Origin of the sequence: Alistipes finegoldii DSM 17242 (assembly GCF_000265365.1) — a bacterium.
Classification (GTDB): Bacteria; Bacteroidota; Bacteroidia; order Bacteroidales; family Rikenellaceae; genus Alistipes; species Alistipes finegoldii.
Map to the genome: position 1 here is coordinate 650,432 of NC_018011.1, position 20,016 is coordinate 670,447.

Annotated in this window: 14 protein-coding genes; 4 read left to right on the forward strand and 10 right to left on the reverse strand. The window is 43.9% G+C overall.

Annotated elements, in window-relative coordinates; all coding sequences use genetic code 11:
- Window positions 1-4: 4 nt before the first annotated feature.
- From ALFI_RS02855 to ALFI_RS02890, 8 genes are all read right to left on the reverse strand, one after another.
- On the reverse strand, window positions 5-1,411 hold the full coding sequence (locus ALFI_RS02855; RefSeq protein ID WP_014774686.1) for a virulence RhuM family protein: 1,407 nt from the start codon (window positions 1,409-1,411) through the stop codon (window positions 5-7).
- 7 nt (window positions 1,412-1,418) lie between these two features.
- Window positions 1,419-2,972, reverse strand: coding sequence for a type I restriction-modification system subunit M (locus tag ALFI_RS02860; protein ID WP_014774687.1), 1,554 nt, complete (start codon window positions 2,970-2,972; stop codon window positions 1,419-1,421).
- A 4-nt stretch (window positions 2,973-2,976) separates the two neighbouring features.
- Window positions 2,977-3,681 (reverse strand): GIY-YIG nuclease family protein, encoded by a 705-nt coding sequence (locus ALFI_RS02865; RefSeq protein WP_014774688.1) that lies wholly within the window; start codon window positions 3,679-3,681, stop codon window positions 2,977-2,979.
- A gap of 13 nt (window positions 3,682-3,694) precedes the next feature.
- Window positions 3,695-6,523, reverse strand: coding sequence for a type I restriction endonuclease subunit R (locus tag ALFI_RS02870; RefSeq protein WP_014774689.1), 2,829 nt, complete (start codon window positions 6,521-6,523; stop codon window positions 3,695-3,697).
- A gap of 23 nt (window positions 6,524-6,546) precedes the next feature.
- Entirely contained in the window at window positions 6,547-6,828 is a 282-nt protein-coding gene (locus ALFI_RS02875) for a helix-turn-helix domain-containing protein (RefSeq protein ID WP_080714326.1), read from the reverse strand.
- 112 nt (window positions 6,829-6,940) lie between these two features.
- Window positions 6,941-8,002: a DUF2971 domain-containing protein gene (locus ALFI_RS02880; RefSeq protein ID WP_014774691.1), complete on the reverse strand. Its 1,062-nt coding sequence runs from the start codon at window positions 8,000-8,002 to the stop codon at window positions 6,941-6,943.
- Between the two features lie 26 nt (window positions 8,003-8,028).
- Window positions 8,029-9,402: an ATP-binding protein gene (locus tag ALFI_RS02885; protein WP_014774692.1), complete on the reverse strand. Its 1,374-nt coding sequence runs from the start codon at window positions 9,400-9,402 to the stop codon at window positions 8,029-8,031.
- 119 nt (window positions 9,403-9,521) lie between these two features.
- Window positions 9,522-9,842: a helix-turn-helix domain-containing protein gene (locus ALFI_RS02890; protein WP_032581284.1), complete on the reverse strand. Its 321-nt coding sequence runs from the start codon at window positions 9,840-9,842 to the stop codon at window positions 9,522-9,524.
- 792 nt (window positions 9,843-10,634) lie between these two features.
- Here ALFI_RS02890 and ALFI_RS17230 point away from each other — a divergent pair.
- On the forward strand, window positions 10,635-14,465 hold the full coding sequence (locus ALFI_RS17230) for a YecA family protein (RefSeq protein ID WP_014774694.1): 3,831 nt from the start codon (window positions 10,635-10,637) through the stop codon (window positions 14,463-14,465).
- A gap of 368 nt (window positions 14,466-14,833) precedes the next feature.
- On the forward strand, window positions 14,834-15,559 hold the full coding sequence (locus ALFI_RS16380; protein ID WP_014774695.1) for a hypothetical protein: 726 nt from the start codon (window positions 14,834-14,836) through the stop codon (window positions 15,557-15,559).
- Window positions 15,560-16,204: 645 nt separating this feature from the next.
- On the opposite strand, the gene ALFI_RS02905 is transcribed toward ALFI_RS16380, so the two are convergent.
- Window positions 16,205-16,645 carry a DoxX family protein gene (locus ALFI_RS02905; protein ID WP_014774696.1) on the reverse strand — a complete coding sequence of 147 codons (441 nt, stop codon included), beginning with the start codon at window positions 16,643-16,645 and terminating at the stop codon, window positions 16,205-16,207.
- Between the two features lie 164 nt (window positions 16,646-16,809).
- Between ALFI_RS02905 and ALFI_RS02910 the strand changes: the two genes are divergently transcribed.
- Both ALFI_RS02910 and ALFI_RS02915 read left to right on the forward strand, forming a co-directional pair.
- The gene (locus tag ALFI_RS02910) at window positions 16,810-17,220 is read left to right on the forward strand and encodes a secondary thiamine-phosphate synthase enzyme YjbQ (protein ID WP_009597874.1); all 411 of its coding nucleotides are present in this window, start codon (window positions 16,810-16,812) and stop codon (window positions 17,218-17,220) included.
- An 84-nt stretch (window positions 17,221-17,304) separates the two neighbouring features.
- Window positions 17,305-17,565: a DUF6582 domain-containing protein gene (locus ALFI_RS02915; RefSeq protein WP_009597790.1), complete on the forward strand. Its 261-nt coding sequence runs from the start codon at window positions 17,305-17,307 to the stop codon at window positions 17,563-17,565.
- 241 nt (window positions 17,566-17,806) lie between these two features.
- Here ALFI_RS02915 and ALFI_RS02920 read toward each other — a convergent pair whose 3' ends face one another.
- Complete coding sequence (locus ALFI_RS02920; RefSeq protein ID WP_014774697.1) at window positions 17,807-19,942, reverse strand: GH92 family glycosyl hydrolase; 2,136 nt, start codon at window positions 19,940-19,942, stop codon at window positions 17,807-17,809.
- Window positions 19,943-20,016 lie beyond the last annotated feature (74 nt).

Sequence of the window (20,016 nt, forward strand, 5' to 3'; positions counted from 1 at the left end):
ATCATTATTCTTTATCGGGATTGATATCAAACGGCAACAATTTGTCACCATCATTAAACCGGTCGAAATCGGAGATAAACGAACGGTCTTGAATCACTTTATATTTTTCATACTCACCATACGCCTTCTCTCGTGCCTCTTCTTGAGAAACTTTACCGGCCGAATCTTGTGCTTGATAGTCCATTGTAGCAAGAAACTGTTCAAGACGCTGCTTCCAGTCTGCCATCGTTGTAATGATATGGCGTTGAGCACGCTGTTCTGCAAATTCAAGAAATGCGTTAGTTACGCCGTTGAGTTCTGAAACCTCTTTGTCAGACAAGTAGTTCTTTGCTACAATCGTATCAGATTTCTGTACTCTGCCATTGGGAGCTTTTTTCCAAGTAGTCAGTCCCATGTGCGGCATTTCCGAGTCGGCACGTTCATATACTATTTCGGCAGCAGTACGATGAGTTACAGCCAAGTGCATCATGTTTTGCACCATCTTGAAGAACAATTTGGTACAATCCGACTTCGGGTCGTAATCCGCACTGCATTCGGCATAGATGTCTGTTATCTTTTGGTAGTATCTGCGCTCTGAGGTACGTATCTCACGAATACGCTCCAGTAAATCGTCAAAATAATCTTTGCCAAAATGTTTTCCCTGCTTCAAACGTTCATCATCAAGCGCATATCCTTTAATAATAAACTCCTTCAATACAGATGTAGCCCAGATACGGAACTGGGTGGCTTGATAGCTATTGACACGATAACCTACCGCAATAATAGCATCCAAATTATAGAACAGAGGTGTACGTTCCACATCCCTTTTTCCCTCTGATTGAACTATCCCAATTTTTCGGATAGTTGCCTCTTTTGTAAGCTCGCCTGTTTCGTAAATCTGACCAAGATGATAGTTGACAGTCCGTACATCCACCCCGAACAAATCGGCCATACGCTTTTGTGACATCCAAAATGTTTCACTGTTGAATATCACTTCTATTCGTGCCTCGCCTTGCGCCGTTTTATACAGCAAAATGTTAGAACTCAACGAATTTTGCATCAATTCGTTTATCGAAATTGTTCGAGTAAAATAATCGCGAGCTTGTTGTACCAACACTTTTTTGACATTGGCATTTTCGGCAACAATCATACATGCCATACGAGACAGACGGAAGATATTGACCTTACGGAATGAACCGCTTCCAATCCTTACCATATCAACCGCTTGGTTGAAATGGTCGTCTACATTCATTCCTTTTTCACCTGCCACCTTGATAGCCTTGTCTATGACTCTTTGGAATTTCCAATAAGCCGAATAGCCCATAGCAGCGCACAGGTCGCGAGAACTCCAGTATTCGTTTCCGCCCTCATCCTGACGGCGTATATTGTCGAATGATGGACGCATTTCGGGGATGTTGTCTATCTCTGCCATAGTGTAATTATTCAACCAGTCCCAATTCTTTCAAATAGCCTTCTATCTCCTTATCCAGTTCGGCTCGCTTGGCTTCCAATTCCTTTATTTCAGCCATGACTGCTTTGATGTCAATAGGCTCTTCTTCCTCAAAAGTATCGACATAACGAGGAATATTCAGATTATAGTCATTTTCGGCAACCTCCTGTAACGTAGCGAGGTGACTGTACTTTTCAATTTCCTTGCGGTCACGGTAGGTTTCTACAATCTTCTGTATATGCTGAGGGCGGAGTTTGTTTTGGGTCTTGACCTTTTCAAACTCTTTGCTGGCATCAATGAACAAGATATTATCGTCTTCCTTACGGCATTTCTTCAATACGAGAATACAGGTCGGAATGCTTGTACCATAGAAAATATTGGCAGGCAGCCCGATAATGGCATCAATATAGTTTTTCTTCTCTATCAGGAAACGGCGTATAACGCCCTCTGCATTCCCTCGGAACAGAACTCCGTGCGGAGCAACGCAAGCCATCGTACCACCTTCATTGAGGTGATGAACCATATGCAGAATAAAAGCATAGTCGGCTGTTTTCTTAGGTGCAAGTCGTCCTGCTTTACTGAAACGGTCGTCGTTGTTGAATTTGTCGGCAGCACTCCATTCGGCAGAGAACGGAGGATTTGCAACCACTGCATCGAACTGCATATCATCGAATGCGTCCCATTCAAGCGTATCGCCATTCTCTATTTTGAAGCTGCTGAATCGGATACCGTGCAGCAACATATTCATTCGGGCAAGGTTGTAAGTAGTCGGATTTTTCTCCTGTCCATAGATATATGCCGCCTTACCGATACTTGCTGCACGGAGCAATAGTGAACCACTACCGCAAGTAGGGTCGTAAACATTACGCAAACGGTTATGCCCAAGAGTAACAATCTCCGCCAATATGCGGCTGACCTCTTGCGGAGTATAGAACTCACCGGCTTTCTTGCCTGCACCGGCAGCAAACTGACTGATCATATACTCATAAGCATCGCCCAAAATATCAATCTCCTGAGAGGCCTCCACTCCGAATTTTATATCATCAAGTGCAAGCAGAACATTGCTTATAAGCGTATTCTTGTCATCGGTTGTCTTTCCGAGCTTAGGGGAAGCAAGGTCAATATCCGAAAACAGACCACCAAAATCCTCTTCGCTGTCACGTCCGAGCGTACTATCCTCAATGCGTTTCAATGAGCGTTCCAGCATCGGAAGGATATTTTCTTTCCGCTTGATAGTTTCGATTACAGACGAAAACAAGAATTTCGGTTCAATGAAATAGCCTATATTTTCCAAGCATTGGTTCTTGACCTCTTCCTGCAATTCCGCAGCATCCGAATCGGTCATTTCCCATAATTCCTTGAATGTAACTTCATCATCCTCCAATGCACTGTTGGCGTATGTTTCTATCTTCTCCGACAGGTATTTATAGAAAATGAATCCCAAAGTAAAATACATAAAATCGCTTGCCGACATATTGCCGCGCAAACGGTTTGCGACCGCCCAAAGCTGGTCACGGAGTTTCTGTTGCAGTTCTTCACTCATATCCTTATTGCTCTATATTATTCTGTATTACATCACTTTCCGGCAATGGTATATTGCTTTCAATTATACTTCTCAGGTCATCCAGCACTTTCCCTTTATATGAGAAATATTTTGCCCCTTGATATGCACCTGATGTATTCCGTTTCTCTTCCGGCATAAACGTACCGACAAAAGGGGACAATTTATAAATACGACCTTGATATTCAACGGAATCATCGCTTGCCACCTTGACTTCTGTATTCGTAGGCATGAAGGTAACACATTCCCCTATTTTAATACCGACCATGCTGAATTTGAAACGCCCTCGCTTTACGGTTCGCTTCTGCACGACAGGCAATGAATCTTTTTCGTTATGGCAAACCGGTTTATTATCTACATAGACCGTAACAACCGCATCATCAATCATCTTGGCTATGTCATTGAATATATCCAAAGCTATTTGCGGCGGCACATTGAAAAACTCCCGATTCTGACGAATACGCAAATCCGTCAACCGATCAATAGTCTTGTGTACATGCTTTTCAACATCGTTATATTTGACCGTCTGAATGGTTGCATAAATCTCAAAAGGCAACGGAACAGCCGTGTTGTCAAGTTCCTTGGAACGTATATCTACAGGCCGCGCACTTTTACCGATTTTGACCCAATCCTCACGAAAACTTGGATTAGTCAAGATATACACATATCCGGGTTCATTTGTCTTTACCATATCAGTATTTCTTTTAATCCCAACTGAAAGTGCGTATGATATTACGCAATCTGTCTAAAATCCTCGTCAACGCCTTTCTCGTCTTTATCAATCCGAGATGCTTCTCTTTCAATGCCTTTTGTATGATTTCTGGCTGCTCTTTTTGCAGATAATCATATTCTTTAAGGAAATGATTCAATACTGATGACGATATTTTCTCTTCCTCAGCCAATGAGTTGACGGCATTTTCTCGTTCAACAGCAATATAGCGGTTCAACCGTTCTTCCAAATCGCTTGTACCGTCAGCCTTGCCTCGCTGCATCATGAAATTTTCCTTATCGTCATCCACATTCTTTTGAATGAAGCCATCAATAAGTTTTGCCTTGCTGCGCATTTCAGCATCCTTAATCATCGTGTCAATGATATTCTGGCGGCGTTCCGCGTAATCGGCACTATATGGGTCAAGTTCTGCAATGAGTTCAAGGATATATGCCACATTGATAATGTCGCTATGTAGGAGTTCAAGGCAGAAATCCACATCACCGAGGTCTCCGTCATCCGGAACATCTGTATCATCATCCGGTTTGGGTGACGGTGCTGGAACAACGAGTGCAAAAGTATCATGGATATCAAGATACTTACTTCTGAAATCCATAAATTGCTGTTCCGTCATGCCGAGATCATCAGACTCTTCATTATAATCCTCGTATATCTGTATTTCAGCATGTTTACGGATAATATCACGGAACGCCAAAACAAACTCTTTCTTAGCTTTTTCACTCTGCAAAAGGTCTATACAATTTGTGTCCGGATATTTCTTCAAAAAATTGGTAGCAAGCTCCTTGTATTCCTGTTTGACTTCTTCAAACGGAGGTCGCACTATTTCTTCCGGATTGTTACTGTTGCTGAACAATTTGATAGCGGTATCAACATTGCTTTTCAAATCACGGAAACACACAATCTTTCCGAAGCGTTTCTTTTCATTCAGCACACGGTTTGTCCGGCTGAATGCCTGCAACAAGCCGTGGTATTCCATATTCTTGTCTACATAAAGCGTATTGAGTTTCTTGCTGTCAAAACCGGTAAGGAACATTCCGACGACCAGACAAAGATCAAGCGGCCTCATATCAACTCGCTTCTTTTTCATACGCAGGTTGATGTCATCGTAATATGCACGGAAGTTCTCTGTCGTAAACGATGTCCCGAACATTTCATTGTAGTCATCCATGATGGCTTGCAGTTCATCAACCTCACCGGCACTGTCATTCAGATAAGAACCTGTACCCATTCCTGTCAGATCATCATCTTGACTTCCATTGGCTGCATAAGTAAAAACTGCACCTATACGAATCTTGGGATTCAGTTCCTTGAATATCTTGTAATAACGGATAAGCATCGGTACGGACTGTACAGCAAACAATGCATCGAACTCTCCGTCAAATGTTGACTTATTGAAATTATTAAGGATGAATTTAGCGATTTCCGTCATGCGATTAGTACTGCCGTTCTGCACTTCCTCACTGCCATGATAATACTCTACAAGGAAACCGAGAACATTTTCATCGGCAATGGCATCTTTAATCAGATAGCGATGCAGGCAGTTGCCGAATACCTCTTTGGTCGTATGCCCATCAACTGCATTTTCTGTAAAAATAGGAGTTCCGGTAAAACCGAATATCTGGGCATTATCGAAGAATTGCATAATCTTCTTATGACTCTCCCCGAAGTGACTGCGGTGGCACTCATCAAATATCATCACGATACGGGAGTGGCATATCGAATCTATCTTGCTGCTGTACCATATCTTACTTACGGCAGCATTGAGTTTCTGAATAGTGGTAATGATAATCTTGGAGTTACTATGCAGCCGTTTTACCAGTTCATCCGTATTGTCCGTACCGTCAACAGCTCCCGGTTCAAAGGCTTCATATTCCGACTGCGTTTGTGTGTCAAGGTCATGACGGTCAACAACGAACATTACCTTATCTACATCATCCAACTCCGAAACAAGCTGTGCTGTTTTGAATGAAGTCAAGGTTTTTCCTGCGCCTGTAGTATGCCAGATATAACCGTTATCGTTGGAGTTCTGTACCCGATCCAATATCTTTTCTACAGCATAAAACTGGTATGGGCGAAGTACCATCAAGCATTTATCCCCTTCATGCAATACGATATATTTTCCGATAATCTTACCGAGCGTACACTTTTCCAAGAAAAATACAGCAAACTTATCCAGTTCATTGAATGGCAGATTTGCCGCATCCGTCCAGTTGAACGTGAATTTATATCCACCATTGGGATTATTGGCGAAATAACGAGTATTTACGCCATTGGAGATAACAAATAGCTGAATATAGTCGAACAGCCCATGAAAGGATGTCTTATGATAGCGTTGTATCTGATTGTATGCCTGCTTGAGTTCTACACCCCGACGCTTCAATTCAATCTGAACCAGAGGGAGGCCATTGATAAGAATCGTCACATCATAGCGACACTTCTTTCGTCCCTCCACCGTAATCTGATTCGACACCTGAAACTCGTTCTGACACCATTGTGTACGATTAAGGAATTCCACCCAAATACGCTGCCCGTTCATCGTGTCAAGAGGATATAGGTCACGAAGTTTCTTAGCCTTTTCAAAGCGAGTACCACCTTCCAGATATATCAATATCTTCTCAAACTCTTCATCCGTAAATGAGTTACGACCAACTTCCGCCAGCTGTTTCTTGTTGTGAATTTCCAACTGCCGCTTGAAGTTGGCATAAAGATTATCTTCTTCGGTAATCTGGACATACTCGTAGTCCATTTGCCGAAGTGTGGCTATAAGTCCGGCTTCCAATGCCGCTTCGCTCTGTATTGACATATTCTTTCCCTACTATGGTGTTATTACTTATTTATTCCAGCTTGTAGTATTTTGATACCTAATGCATTTTCTATTTTGCACAAAGTTTCCAATGACAGATTCTCGCGACCTTTCAACACCTTGGATACATATTGCTGGGTGCAGTTCATTTTCTCAGCCAACGCTCGTTGTGTCATGCCAAGTTCCTCCATTCGGTTTGACATGGTTGCAGCTATAGCCTGCGAATGGCAAACCCAATCTTCGCTTTTGCATTCCACTGTTTCCTCTTTTACTTCCAGTGCGTTGTCTATCTTATCTTCTGCCATTGTATGCATCAAAAATACCTTTGCCTTATTTGGTAAGCAAAGGTACTATAAATAATTGAGATGACACAACTTTCAGGTTGTTAATCGGTTCTTTTTTGCGCTAAGAATATTCTTATTTAATTGCTGTTACTCTTAAATCATATCTACGGCTACCCGTGTCAAGATCGACATCATACTCTTTCAGTCCTTTTTCAACTGCAATCTGATGTAATTCTTGCTTATCCTTTTGTGATATATCTGGACCATAATATATTGCTTTCAAGCATCCAACATCCGGTATTGCAACATAATCATTCTCATCTTCTAAATTATAGTAAATCATTCTCCATTCATGTTCGTACTCGTATTCTTTTCTGTCTTTATAAAGATAAACTCGATACCAATATAATTGATTAACAGATATTATAGACGACAAAAAGCTTAACCAATTTTTATCTCCAATCTGCTTGAAATATTCGTAAGTATGAATATTTCCCTCATCTAATGTAACATCCGGTCTTAAATCTGTATAAATCACAGGAAAGAGATTAACACTCATTCCCAATGAATTATATTTAAAAATGCATCGTCTGAGATCATATTCTAATGCAAACCCCTTATATCCATCTGCATATCTATCCCACATATACTTAGACTGCACACTTTCTGTAAAACAGGCAATTTTTGCACTATTTCTTGGATTTCTAAAACGCGATTCTTGTTTTTTTATCGCAGCCCCTATATTATTGCAAAAATCAACATAATCATCTGTCAATATTTTATCTATAATTTGTTCATCCGTATATCCGCACTCTCTATAATAACATATTTTCGTTGCTTTTTCCGCCCTTATTTCAGGGGATTTCTGTGTTATATGCGACAATGTTATGCGCAACGCATCTTTCAATGCATTTTTTAGATCTTTGTGAATCTTATCTTGATCTATATATAAATACGAATCATATTTATCTGGAAACATTCCCGCATGGCATAATGAAATAGTTTTAGATTTAAATGATTCAATTGTATAGCCCTTATCGTCTATTCTACGATACCTAAAAAGTTTTTCCGGTATATTAGGAAGTACTAACTTATAAATATTACTCCATACGTCAGAAGTCGCAGTTTTATCTATATTGAAAGGGATATAAGATTGTTCTATAATCTCTTGGAATTGTTTTCTAAAATCCAACATCTGCAAATCACGAATTTGTTATTTCTTTATTTCATTAACTCGACAATATTTTCTGGCAACACGGCGTTTCTTATACCATCTTTCGGAGCATTCTTAAGGAACAGCATTGGAACGACGGTGTAGCACTTGGCAAACGGTAGCAGATTAGCTTTGCGGAGAAGTTCGGCAGTCAGTTGTTTGCCATTCTCTTGAGTAGTCCATTTGCATTCTCCGACCAACAAATACTTTTTGTCAAGCGATTCGGCCATAACATCAAACTCGACTTGTTCCGGCTTCTTATCCTCATTGAGCACAGAACCCCACCAGCGTTTTGCCTTGCCATAAACCACTCCATTGACAAGATTTCCTGTTACGGCATCCCGACATAATTTTTCCCATTGCATACTCACATACTCCGATAAATGAGCAGTCAAAGCCTGTTCTATTGGCAAACGACGACCAAGCTCGATGAACGAACGATTAGGTACGACAAACTGATAATAAAATGCCATAAACGGATCGGCTATCTTGTAAAGACTCTTTTTCGCATTCTTTTCATCAATCCCAAACGGAACATCTTTCTCCAAAAATCCGAGATCAATAAGTTTCTTCAATGGACGCGACAGGTTGGTTGCAGGCTCATTGCATCTTGCGGCAATCTCAGAAAGCCGATTTGCGCCAGTACCGATATAAGACATTATCGTCGAAGTCTTAACAATATCCTTTACATCGTCCTGAAACAATTTTATCGGTTCTTCGTAAAGAGTTCCATTTACAGAAAGGATATTGTGCCACAAAGCATCATTAAGTGAATTTTGGTTTTCCCTTAGTTCCCAATAACGCGGTACACCTCCCCAAACAGCATATTCTTCAATGGCATTCATCGCATCAAGGCTCAAAGCCTCTTGAATATATGGCAAACGTATCGGTGCAAGTTTCATGATCTCATCAGCACGACCATAGAGAGGTGCAGTAGAATCAAGAAACAATCCATACATCATATTTTGTGACGAACCGCAAAGCACAAGATTATACTTCAACAGCTTTTCATCAACCAGTTTTTGTAGCACAGACGGCAGTTCAGAAGATTGCTCTACAAGATACGGAAACTCATCCAAACATAAAGTAAAACGCTTGTCTGTTCGATAATTGACCGCACGAAACATAGATTCCCAATCCGGATATGTCAGTTTGTCGAAATCCGGGAACACTTGTGCTATTACTTTTGCAAGCAATACTCTCTGATGTTGCCCTTCAGAACGGTCAGCAAGGAAGTAAACATCCGTATCCGACAACACCCTTTTGATAAGCGTTGACTTACCCAACCGTCTGCGACCGTACATCACGACTAACGAGGACTTCTCTCTTGCAAGAGCATCCTTTAATCGTGCAGCTTCATCTATTCTATCAACGAATTTCATATATCTTATTTATTATGCAGCGCAAACATAATGCTTTTATTGCATAACACAAATTTTTGAGCCATATTTTTTTATTCCCAAAGAGCAAATTGCAACTTATGTATAGGAGAACATGTGCTCTATTCCTTTTTTGAAGCTCTTTTCCTTGTTTTCAAACTCAAATCTTGCAAAGCTTTTCCCAACTTGTCTTCTTTGGCCAGCCATAGAATATCATCGTCAAGCTGTAAAGCATACAGCACTCGCAAATAGATTCCGATTGCTACTGTCGGTGTGCCTTTTTCTATTCGGGACACAGTCAACGGAGAACAAGTGGCACGTTCTGCCACCTGAGCCACACTCAGATTCCTGCGCAAGCGAGCCAGTTTAATCTGCTCTCCCACAATTGACATCTTCTGCACCAATTTTCGGGGCAGCTTAGTCCCCATTGTATTCTTTGCCATATTCAACACATCATATAATATGTAAATTTATAACTTTTCATCTATTTAATGATGTATTACAGGTAAAAAATCACAAGATTAGAAGAAACGCTTGACCAAGTACAATATAACGGTTATACACTTTTTCAAGCGAATAAATCAGATTCGTTATACTTTTTCAAACGAATTCTATGTTTATAAAAGTTGCAGCAGCTTCCGACAACCATCTTGGGGAAAGTGTGTAAAACAAGATAATTTTGCTTTGGAGAAATATAAACGCTATTATATTGTTTATAAGCGCCAATATATCCACACAACAAACAATATGTTATTTGTTGCGTAAACACATACGATTCCTCCACACAACATATATTCAAGATTAGTTGGCTATTCAAATGAAAAACAACTTTACTTTATCCCCGTATTTATATATACGTGCATTAAAGTAAAGCTAACAGAGGGAGAAAAAGAAATGACTTCGCCAAAGCCGAACCGAACTATATCTGCCGACTTTTTTGGAGACTGCAAAATAATCACATAATTTGCCAAATCCCTTTGACCATTATGTCTCATTTTTGAGTCGAAAACAGTTCATTTTAGAAATTCCATCGTTTATCATTAAATGTTATCGACTAAAATCAGTACCTTTGTATAAGAAATCACTTAGAGTATAAATGTGGTAAGAATTTGATTATCACTCATTTCATCTCTAACCCATAATACATTCTTCGTCTCGCACTGTAAATGATTAATAGTTCTTGGCTGAGCTAAGTGATTAAAGTTTAGATAGATGTTACTAGTAGTTCAAATATAATGTCAAAGAAGATAGGTCGTAATGAGCCTTGCCCTTGTGGCAGCGGCAAGAAATATAAGCATTGTTGTATGCAAAAGGAACAGGCAATAGGAATATTGCCAGTAGCAAATCATGCTTTGTGGCCATCTTCTTGGCTTGATGTACCAAAAACGATAGCGTATTTAAGTAATCATGCAGTCCCTCCCATATTGGACTATTTGATAGCAATGCAACTTAATCCACAAAATCGAGGGAAGAATATCCGAATTGAGCACCTTTTGCAAATAGCAGTTGCGAATCTCGGAAAGAGTAGCCAGATTCCTGACATCAGTGAGTTCAAGAGTATAATTGACCAAGAGTTCTCATTTGATCTTATGGAAGACATGCCGATTAACATGTTTGCCGAACCTGTAGTGTTTTATGGAGGCAATTACACATTCTTTCCTGGCATCTCGACACATGCGACAGAAATTTTCCGTTCAATGACAGAAGCCATATTCAATAAAAGAAATATATTTACGGAAGCTTTCCGTAATGAAATTTATGATGGAGTACTCTTCATGCTTGAACTGAGCAAGCTTTTGTCAACCCAAGCAGGGATAAGTGGCTTAGTACGCGGAAATGAGACCCCTCGCGAGACGCTTAACGAACCAAAAACTAGCCAATCTTTTGTTATTAATTTGCCGACAATGACAGAACTCATTCATCGGAATAGGCTGAATCCAAATGTTTTGAAATCATTTTTGTTAGAAGTTAATGCTACTGATATACTAACCCAAGATGCAGAAAAGAATCCGTTGTTATACAGACCAATCGTTGAGTTTGACAATAACTTCTACTTTGCCGGAATTTCCAGTCAAGGCTGTGCCATTAACAACTTTATCTTAAAAACAGCTCTAAAACATCGTTGTCTTGAAGAACTAGTAAAACAGACCCATTATGGTGTCTGGATGCGCATCGGGCGTTCCTGTATAGAACAGCTGCGCTGGGTACAAAATTCAATGGATGAAATACTTGCTCCTGTTGAAGGCTATTACGAAGATGTATTCCGCATTGATGTCAACTGGCTTGCATACGTGTGCTATGCTCATGATTTAGCCCGTAATGTAGCCATAGATGGCAATGAGAGTTTCAACAATCGAGATCTCAGCCAACATTTACAAAAACGTATTGATACCATCAGAAATGATAAAAGGTCGAAAGATGACCATATCCTGACGCTTGTTCTGTATTCTACAATGGGGGAGACATACAGATTTGCCATGAAAAAGCAAAATGGAACTGACTATTTTCTTCAATTCTCTGCTTATGATTTCTTACAACTGATACAGACTGAGAAATGGGACAGCTTGAGTCTTGTTCGTTATGCTCGGTCCAAAGAGAACGTATCATCTCTCGAGACTCCTCTGAATCAATCTCTCGATGTATATGCTATATATAAGCATTATGGTGAAAGTTTCTATATGACAGACAACACACCATCAGACATGCTTTATATTGAGCCAAATGATGGATGTGATCTCATATTCAAAAGTAAAGATCAACTGTATTTCCACGGAACGCTGAAGAGATTAAATGGACAGTATGCTTATATACCAGTGATACGTGATCTCGACTATGCGGCAATTTTTAAGCCTGTCCATTCAGGTTTCAATGCCAAGAGTTGTGAATCTTATAGTATTCCTGTGTGGGTAAGTTGTTATCAAGAAGAAAAACAGGGAATAAATCCATCCTCTATTTCCGATACTGTAATAACAGCTGTTGCATACTGGATGGATACTTTACAACCAGCCATAGCCGATATGATCAGCCAACGCTATGAGCACTCCGTAGAAATAGAACTTGTCTTCAGTGAAAAGGTCTTGGCCGATAAAGGGATACACTATGATGACGACATAAAGCCTACGCAAGGAGGAAATCTTAACGTATCCAAGACAGAAGGCGGAGTTTCCGTTACATTTGATGATGATTATATCCATTCTTTTATGGGAGCTGGCAATGAGAGTGAGCGCAACATGATGCGTTGTATCATAAAAAAACTCCTGGAAATAGACGAAGAGACTGCATGCCAAATTATTGATACTCGCATCCCCTTTGGTCAAGCAAAGATGATTCTGATGATGGAGCAGTCACTCAACCCCCTGTCAATACCCTTGTGGCTTTATACTCCTATCTATATTCATGCCGCCACCAGCCAACTACTACAAGACAAATTCCCACAGTGGATGAAGGAGAAAGGTCATGATATAGCAGGTAAACTCAATACAAAAACTGAAAAAGAAGACTTCCTCCACAAAGGAGTAGATGTGCTCCTTAATGAACTTGATAAACGCCTATCATCATTTGATACATTGTGGTTGCTGCGTATGCTCATGCAGAATCACGAGACATTGGTTTATCAGCGAGAGCATAACAGAGTCTTACAACCCGCACAGATTCTTTGTTTTGGAGAAAATGAGTCAAAACGTAAAGAATTCTTCGATACAGAAAGACGACTTGCTGATGCTGGAATATCTACCCGTGCTATGATAGAATATATAGCTGCGACACAGTATCGTGGCGGTGGTGTTAAACCAGGCAATGATGATGTAGAAAGCCTGTTAGCTATCATGAACGAAGTGATATCCATTGGTGGTATATGTGACGCCATACATTTAGATGTAGCTAATCATACCATTGAGAAATTAGGCTCTGGACGTTATGGTATCTACGATGATGTTTTTTCCGACAATGTAGGAGAGTTTGCAGCAACGCGCACTATTGAGAGTGTAAATGGGCAAATCGAAGATTTCGAGAGTAAGATGGCCAGGATGGCAGTACGTCCAGATACAAAAGAAAAAAACAAGGATGCAGAACTCGAGGAGATAGATGTGGCATTCTTAGAGGATTGGGGAGTATCATATTCTAACATCTTGCAGTTCCTTTATGTTTGTTACATCATAGCTATGAAGCAGCAGAAGTCTGTTATTGAGATGGAAGAGTCTCAACTCATCAAAGCTATGCAGGAGCATTGTACAGAACTAACTGAAGATTTAGCAAAGAAATGTATCATTCGCCTTTCTTTGGATAAACGGGAAAACTACCTCACTCCGCCAGTAGGATTAGCGGGCAAGGATATCTTCCCTTGGTCATACAATAGGGAATTAAGTTATCTGCGTCGCCCAGTGATTCGTTATCAATATGATGATGGCACAGTTATGTGCATGTTTGGGTTCCGCTCCTGTATTCAAGCCGGCATTCAGCTATCTGACTTGCTTTATTCTGGTCGCTTACGTTATGTGGGAAGGAAGATAGAAACCTTGCTTGGAAAATTTGAGGCTATAAAAGGGGCTGCGTTCAATGACGAGGTACGCTCTTTTTTGGCAAAGATACCAATAATGCGAGTATGGGAACATGATGTCACTATCAAATCTGGAGGTTATTTTGCGGCAGATAAAGATTATGGCGATATTGATGTGATGGCTTATGATACATCACGTGATATACTCTACTTGATAGAATGTAAGAATACCAATCCAGCCAAGAATATTAAGGAAATGAAAACCGAGATGGATGAATATCTTGGTCGTGGTGATAATCCCGAGAGAGACAAGAAGAGAGCTCTTGTTCTTAAACATTTGCGTCGTCATCGCTGGGTAACGGAGCATATTAATGAAGTTGCGAAACACATTGGTGTAGCAGTTACACCCCGAGTAAAGTCAATGATGCTGACAGCTACAGTAATACCAACATCCTATCTCAAAAGAGAGAAAATACCAATGTCAATTCTGAATTACCCTGAATTAAAGATAAAGGGCGTGAATTTACTAGATTCGTGCAAAGAACCAGATTTAAGCGTACTTGATATATGAGACTTTTAGAGGTGCTGATGCATCACGCCTTCTAATTTTTACCTACTCCTAAAGGTAGTATGGAGCAATCGCTGACGGTTTATCATCTCTGCAATCTGTTCAGTTCGCATTCCCCTATTCTGGCTTGCCAAACAGTAGAGTATAGCCTCTTCAATCTTCATATTTTCAATAATTTAAAGTGTGCAAATTTTGCACAAGTTGTTACAAAAGTACGGAAAAATACGGCAACGGAGGCTCTCTGAAAAAGAATCATATCTGAAAACTTTCTCTTTTGACTGCAAAAGAATACGAAATCCCGACTAACAAGCCTGACAAAATTTCATATATGAACTTTTATACATATTTTCGTCCCCCAAAGAAACAAAATTATGGAAACATCAAAAACATACAATAGAACAATTAATTTATTAGATAAGTACACAAAGTTTATCAAGTCTATTGACACCGAGGATATTGGCAACAATCTTACACTAGATAAATTAATAGAACTAAAATCAATACTGTCCGATATTAATAACATAATGACATTAATATCGACTCGTTCTATTGCAACAAAGTTATCAGATATATTATCATTTAAAAATGAAGATAGAGAACGGATATTTAATGATATTGATAAACAAAAGCCAAACACAAATGGATTCGACATAAGAATTGACTCTCCTGTAAAAATATTAGTAGAAGTCAAATGCAATTCTCTAATCCGCAACAAAAAATTTGGTGCTGCACAAATCAATGCAATTCTTGAAGATGCTAGAAAATTACGGTTAGAATCATCTCGACATATAAAGGCAAGTAAAAGTATTCAAGACACAAAAGATTATATTAAGATAATTGCTATTGTCAATTTTGGCAATAGGTCTGACAAAGATTTAACGTCTCAACTACTGAGAGAAACCAAGTGTAAAGAATCCACTAATTCTGCAAGAAAAGAACGAATGAAAGTGAAAAAGTTTTTAAGACCATTATATTCACTATCGCAAATACATGAAATAACAGATCTAGAAAATGTTTATCTAACAATTTTACATATAAATGATTTAAAAAATGAGTTAGAGCGAATACGATGTGAGTACAGTTTATCACTCAAGTAAAAATACAACATAGCTTTACTTTATCCCTGTATTCATATATACGTGCATTAAAGTAAAGCTAACAGAGGGAGAAAAAGAGATGGCTGCGCCAGAACCAAGCCGAACCATAACTGCTGACTTTCTCTTTTGGCTGCAAAAGACACAGAAATCCTGCTCACAAAACAAACATGATTCGAGCCCTTGTCAAGCCACCAAAAGCCCATCCGAAAATCCGTAAAATTACCCTCTATTTTACAGCCACAATCGGCGAAATAATCACCGATATGCCTTATCTTTGCGAAACGGAGATTTAAGAGCAAAAGAGAGCCATTATTCTCTTTTCCCCTTCGTTTGAAGACAAACTAAGGTTAAAAACGTTAAATCTTCGATTTTCGGCGAAAAAACAAGTAAATTTTTGAGCAGTCTATCTTTTAAGCCGTAAATTATTGATAATCAATTAGCATAATATGCTGCATCGGCAAATAGCCAAAAACAAACCGGGACCGACATCCGATCAGAAGATGCCGGTCCCGCTGCTTTATCGAGCGGACAAGGAATTGGCCTGACGCGCCCTAGGCATTCTGCCTGCGAAAATGCGACACACGTCCATCGCCTCTTCCGGAAGAGAGGGTATCGGGGCGGAATCCGGATAAGGGTGCGGCGCGACTACCGCCGCGGCTTCGGAAGACGCCGAGCAATCAGCGTATCGGCCGCATAGAGACCGGGACCTGCGGCGTACATCAGCACGTAAACCGACAGATAGGCCAGCGCCAGTTCGCGCGCCGCGAACGGATCGCCGCCGTGTACGGCGAAGAAAGCCACGCACATCGTGAAAATCATCGGGATAAGAGCCAGCCGGTAGAACAACCCCGCGATAAACCCGACAGAACAGACGACTTCGCCGAAGATCGCCAGCGCGAGCGAAACACCGCTGCCGACACCCAGCGGATCGGGAAACGCGGCGGAAAGCGCATCGAAGTTCTGCCACTTGGCGATGCCGTGCGACATCAGCAGTCCTCCGAAAATAATGCGGGCCGCGAGCAGCAGCCACGAATTGCCGGCGGTATAGGGTTTGTCCGGAAACAGAAATCTCAGTATTGCATACATAATCTTGGAAATTTATGCTCTAATATCACAATAAATGCCGGAATTTCCAACACTCCGCCACACAATTTCGGACATCCGCATGCGATATGCCCCGGACCGCGCAACGGCAAAGGGAGCATGCTCCGATTTTTCGTATCTTTACCGCAGCAATTTACAACATCGCCATGATCCAGCAGACCGAATTCACACTACGCCCCCGCACCCGCGGGTTTCACCTCGTCACGGACGAAATCACGGCCAACCTGCCGCCGCTGCCCGACGCCGGGCTGGTGCATCTCTTCATCAAACACACCTCCGCAGGTCTTTCGATCAACGAAAACGCCGATCCCGACGTCCGCACGGACCTCTCGGCCATCTTCGACCGGCTGGTCCGCGAGCGCGAATCCTACTACGTCCACACGCTCGAAGGCGACGACGACATGCCGGCGCATGCCAAATCGACGCTCACGGGCGTCGAGCTGACGATACCCGTCACACAGGGCCGGCTCAACCTCGGCACATGGCAGGGCATCTACCTCTGCGAATTCCGCAACCGCGCTTCGGGCCGCCGCATCGTCGCCACCCTAATCGGATAGTCCGGCCGCAATTCAGAAGACAAGCGGACGCGCTGGCCGAAAAATTGCACCTTCCCGAAACGGATCACCAAACAAGGGAAAGCAATGACGACAGCGACAAAACACAAGACCGCGGACCGGCTCACCGCCGAAGAGCGGCACGAACTGCCCGACTCGGCATTCGGGATTCCCGAAACGCGCGAATTCCCGCTCGTGGACGCCGAGCACGTACGGGCCGCCGAAGCCTACTTCCGCTATGCGCCCGACAACAAAAAGGCGGCTCTGGCCCGGCGTATCCTCGCCAAGGCGGCCGCATACGGCGTAAACGTACAGAGTCAGGTCATCCGCAGCTGGGCCGAGGAGTAACGCCGCGCGGAACGCCGGAACGCGCGAAGGCCGGAGCACGAACGCCCCGGCCTTCGCTTTCCGCGACCGCCCCCGATCCGGATTCCGGTCCGCATACCCCGAACCGACGAACCGCATCGAGCGTTTCCGGCACAAAAAACGGCGGCGGAAACCGATTCCGCCGCCGCTGTCGTCCGGACAATCCCGGCCGGTTACTGAGCATGCCCGCGCGTCGTATTATCCGCAGGGCGTCCGCAACCGTCTATTTATCCGAGGTCGCAATCACCAGCTCGCCTTTGCCCAGCGCATCGTGGGACACGAACCAACCCCCGACCGGATTTCCGCCGCACGTGATGCCCGTAATGCGGCGGCCCGTTCCCTCGCGGCGGATCGACCAGCGGGAACCGTCACCCAGCGACACTGCGACCTTGTCGAACAACGGCACGGTGACGATATATTCGGGATCGGCCGGGGAATAGGTGTAAAGCCCGATTGCGTTGAAGACATACCACGACGACATCTCGCCGGCGTCGTCCATGCCCGACAACGCCAGTCCTTCGGGTCCCATGCCGTAGAATCGGTCCAGAATGTGGTCGAGCAGCTCCTGCGAACGCTCCTGACGGCCGATGAAGTAATACAGGTAGGGGAAACTGTGGTCGGGCTGATTGCCGTGGCAGTACTGCCCGATAAAACCCGAAAGGTTGTCCACCTCGTAGCCTTTCCACGGAATCGAGAAGAGCTTGTCCAACTGCGCTCCGAACGCCTCGCGACTGGGATAGAGACCGATCAGCCCCTCGGTGTCGTGCGGCGCGAAGAACGCCTGCTGCCAGGCGTTGGCTTCGCGGTACATATATTCGTAATAGGGATACTGGTCGTCGAAGGGCGTGATCCACGAGCCGTCGTCGAGCCGTCCGCGCATCAGGCCCGTCGAGGGATCGAAGAGGTTTTTGTAATTGGACGTGCGCTTCATCAGCATGTCGCGGTTCGCCCGGTCTCCCAGCGCATCGGCCAGCAGCGCCACGGCATAGTCGTCGTAGGCGTATTCGAGCGTTTTCGTAACCGCGGCTTTGCATACGGTCTGCGTCACGGGATTCTCGACATCCATTTCGGGGATATAGCCGCGGGCGACATACTCGTCGAGCCACGGGCGGCTCGGCCCCTGCACGGTGGCGTTGCGCAGGACCAGCTCGTAGGCGCGCCGCACGTCGAAACCGCGGATGCCGCGCAGGTACACTCCGGCCACGAACGCCGAAGCGTGGTCGCCGTGGAAGAAGGTCGGCATGAATCCGCCCTGTTTTTCACCCCGGTCGGTGTCCGAGCTGATGACGTCGGCCGCGACATCGGGAGCCAGCAGGCCGAGCAGAATCAGCTTGTTGCGGTAATCGTCCCAATACGAAGGCCCGGTGTAATAACGGAACCCGGTATTGACGACCTCGCCGTCCGCATCGGTAAACTCGCCGTTCACATCGCTGCGCAGCGCGGGCCAGAGGAACGAGCGGTAAAGGCATGAATAGAACAATCCTTTTTCGCGCTCCGTACCTCCTTCGACACGGATCCGCCCCAGCAGATCGTTCCATACAGCGGTCGCTTCGGAGCGCACGGCGGCGAAACTCCTGCCGAGCATCTCGGCTTCGAGATTCTTCCGGGCGTTCTCCTCGCTCACGAACGAGAACCCGATCCGCAGTTCGACCGGACCGTCGCCGTCGCCGAAGCGGACGATGCGGATTTCACGGTCTCCCTCCGCAACCGGCTCGATCCCGGTCACGGGACGGTCGGCCACGGCATAGAAATACATCTTCTCGCCCGTCTGCTGCCATCCGGCGAAGGCGTTGTCGCCCTCCTTACGGATATCCCATGCGCGAACATGTTCGTTCGAACGCTGCAGGTCGGCCAGCAGAGCCGCCTGCGCCCCGGCGGGATAGGTGTATTTATGGAACGCGCAGCGCAGCGTCGAGGTCAGCTCGGCATCGACGCCGTAGCGGTCGAGAAAAACCCGGTAGTAACCCGGAGCGGCCGATTCGCGCGCATGGCTGTAGGGCGAACAATAGTCTCCGGGAAGCGGCGTGCCCGTGACGGGCAGCAGCGGAATATGGCAGAGGTTCCAATGCCCCTTGTTGGTGTGGGTAAAGCCGTAAATCACGCTATCCTCATACTGGTAGCCCGCCCCGCTGTGGAATTTGGTGACGGGGCTGACCTGCACCATGGCGTTGGGAAGCGACGAGCCGGGGAAGACTTCGGCGCCCCACGTACGTTTGGTGGGCTTGAAGCCCAGATCGACGCTGTCCCAGAGCGTCGCGGTTCCCAGCAGGGGATTCACATAGTCGGTAAGGGGTTTCTGCTTCGGCGCGCACCCGGCGGCCAAGGCGAACAATACGATACAAAGTCCGGTTTTCAACATAAGCGGTGAGAATTCGTTTCAGACAAAATTAGCGCTTTTCATCCGGCACGTGCAACCCCTTTCGGGCAAAAAAA

What these genes read in the sequence shown, in the direction of transcription:
- ALFI_RS02855 (WP_014774686.1), bottom strand. Translation starts at nt 1,411, where the DNA reads ATGGCAGAGATAGACAACATCCCCGAAATGCGTCCATCATTCGACAAT.
- ALFI_RS02860 (WP_014774687.1), bottom strand. Translation starts at nt 2,972, where the DNA reads ATGAGTGAAGAACTGCAACAGAAACTCCGTGACCAGCTTTGGGCGGTC.
- ALFI_RS02865 (WP_014774688.1), bottom strand. Translation starts at nt 3,681, where the DNA reads ATGGTAAAGACAAATGAACCCGGATATGTGTATATCTTGACTAATCCA.
- ALFI_RS02870 (WP_014774689.1), bottom strand. Translation starts at nt 6,523, where the DNA reads ATGTCAATACAGAGCGAAGCGGCATTGGAAGCCGGACTTATAGCCACA.
- ALFI_RS02875 (WP_080714326.1), bottom strand. Translation starts at nt 6,828, where the DNA reads ATGGCAGAAGATAAGATAGACAACGCACTGGAAGTAAAAGAGGAAACA.
- ALFI_RS02880 (WP_014774691.1), bottom strand. Translation starts at nt 8,002, where the DNA reads ATGTTGGATTTTAGAAAACAATTCCAAGAGATTATAGAACAATCTTAT.
- ALFI_RS02885 (WP_014774692.1), bottom strand. Translation starts at nt 9,402, where the DNA reads ATGAAATTCGTTGATAGAATAGATGAAGCTGCACGATTAAAGGATGCT.
- ALFI_RS02890 (WP_032581284.1), bottom strand. Translation starts at nt 9,842, where the DNA reads ATGGCAAAGAATACAATGGGGACTAAGCTGCCCCGAAAATTGGTGCAG.
- ALFI_RS17230 (WP_014774694.1), top strand. Translation starts at nt 10,635, where the DNA reads ATGTCAAAGAAGATAGGTCGTAATGAGCCTTGCCCTTGTGGCAGCGGC.
- ALFI_RS16380 (WP_014774695.1), top strand. Translation starts at nt 14,834, where the DNA reads ATGGAAACATCAAAAACATACAATAGAACAATTAATTTATTAGATAAG.
- ALFI_RS02905 (WP_014774696.1), bottom strand. Translation starts at nt 16,645, where the DNA reads ATGTATGCAATACTGAGATTTCTGTTTCCGGACAAACCCTATACCGCC.
- ALFI_RS02910 (WP_009597874.1), top strand. Translation starts at nt 16,810, where the DNA reads ATGATCCAGCAGACCGAATTCACACTACGCCCCCGCACCCGCGGGTTT.
- ALFI_RS02915 (WP_009597790.1), top strand. Translation starts at nt 17,305, where the DNA reads ATGACGACAGCGACAAAACACAAGACCGCGGACCGGCTCACCGCCGAA.
- ALFI_RS02920 (WP_014774697.1), bottom strand. Translation starts at nt 19,942, where the DNA reads ATGTTGAAAACCGGACTTTGTATCGTATTGTTCGCCTTGGCCGCCGGG.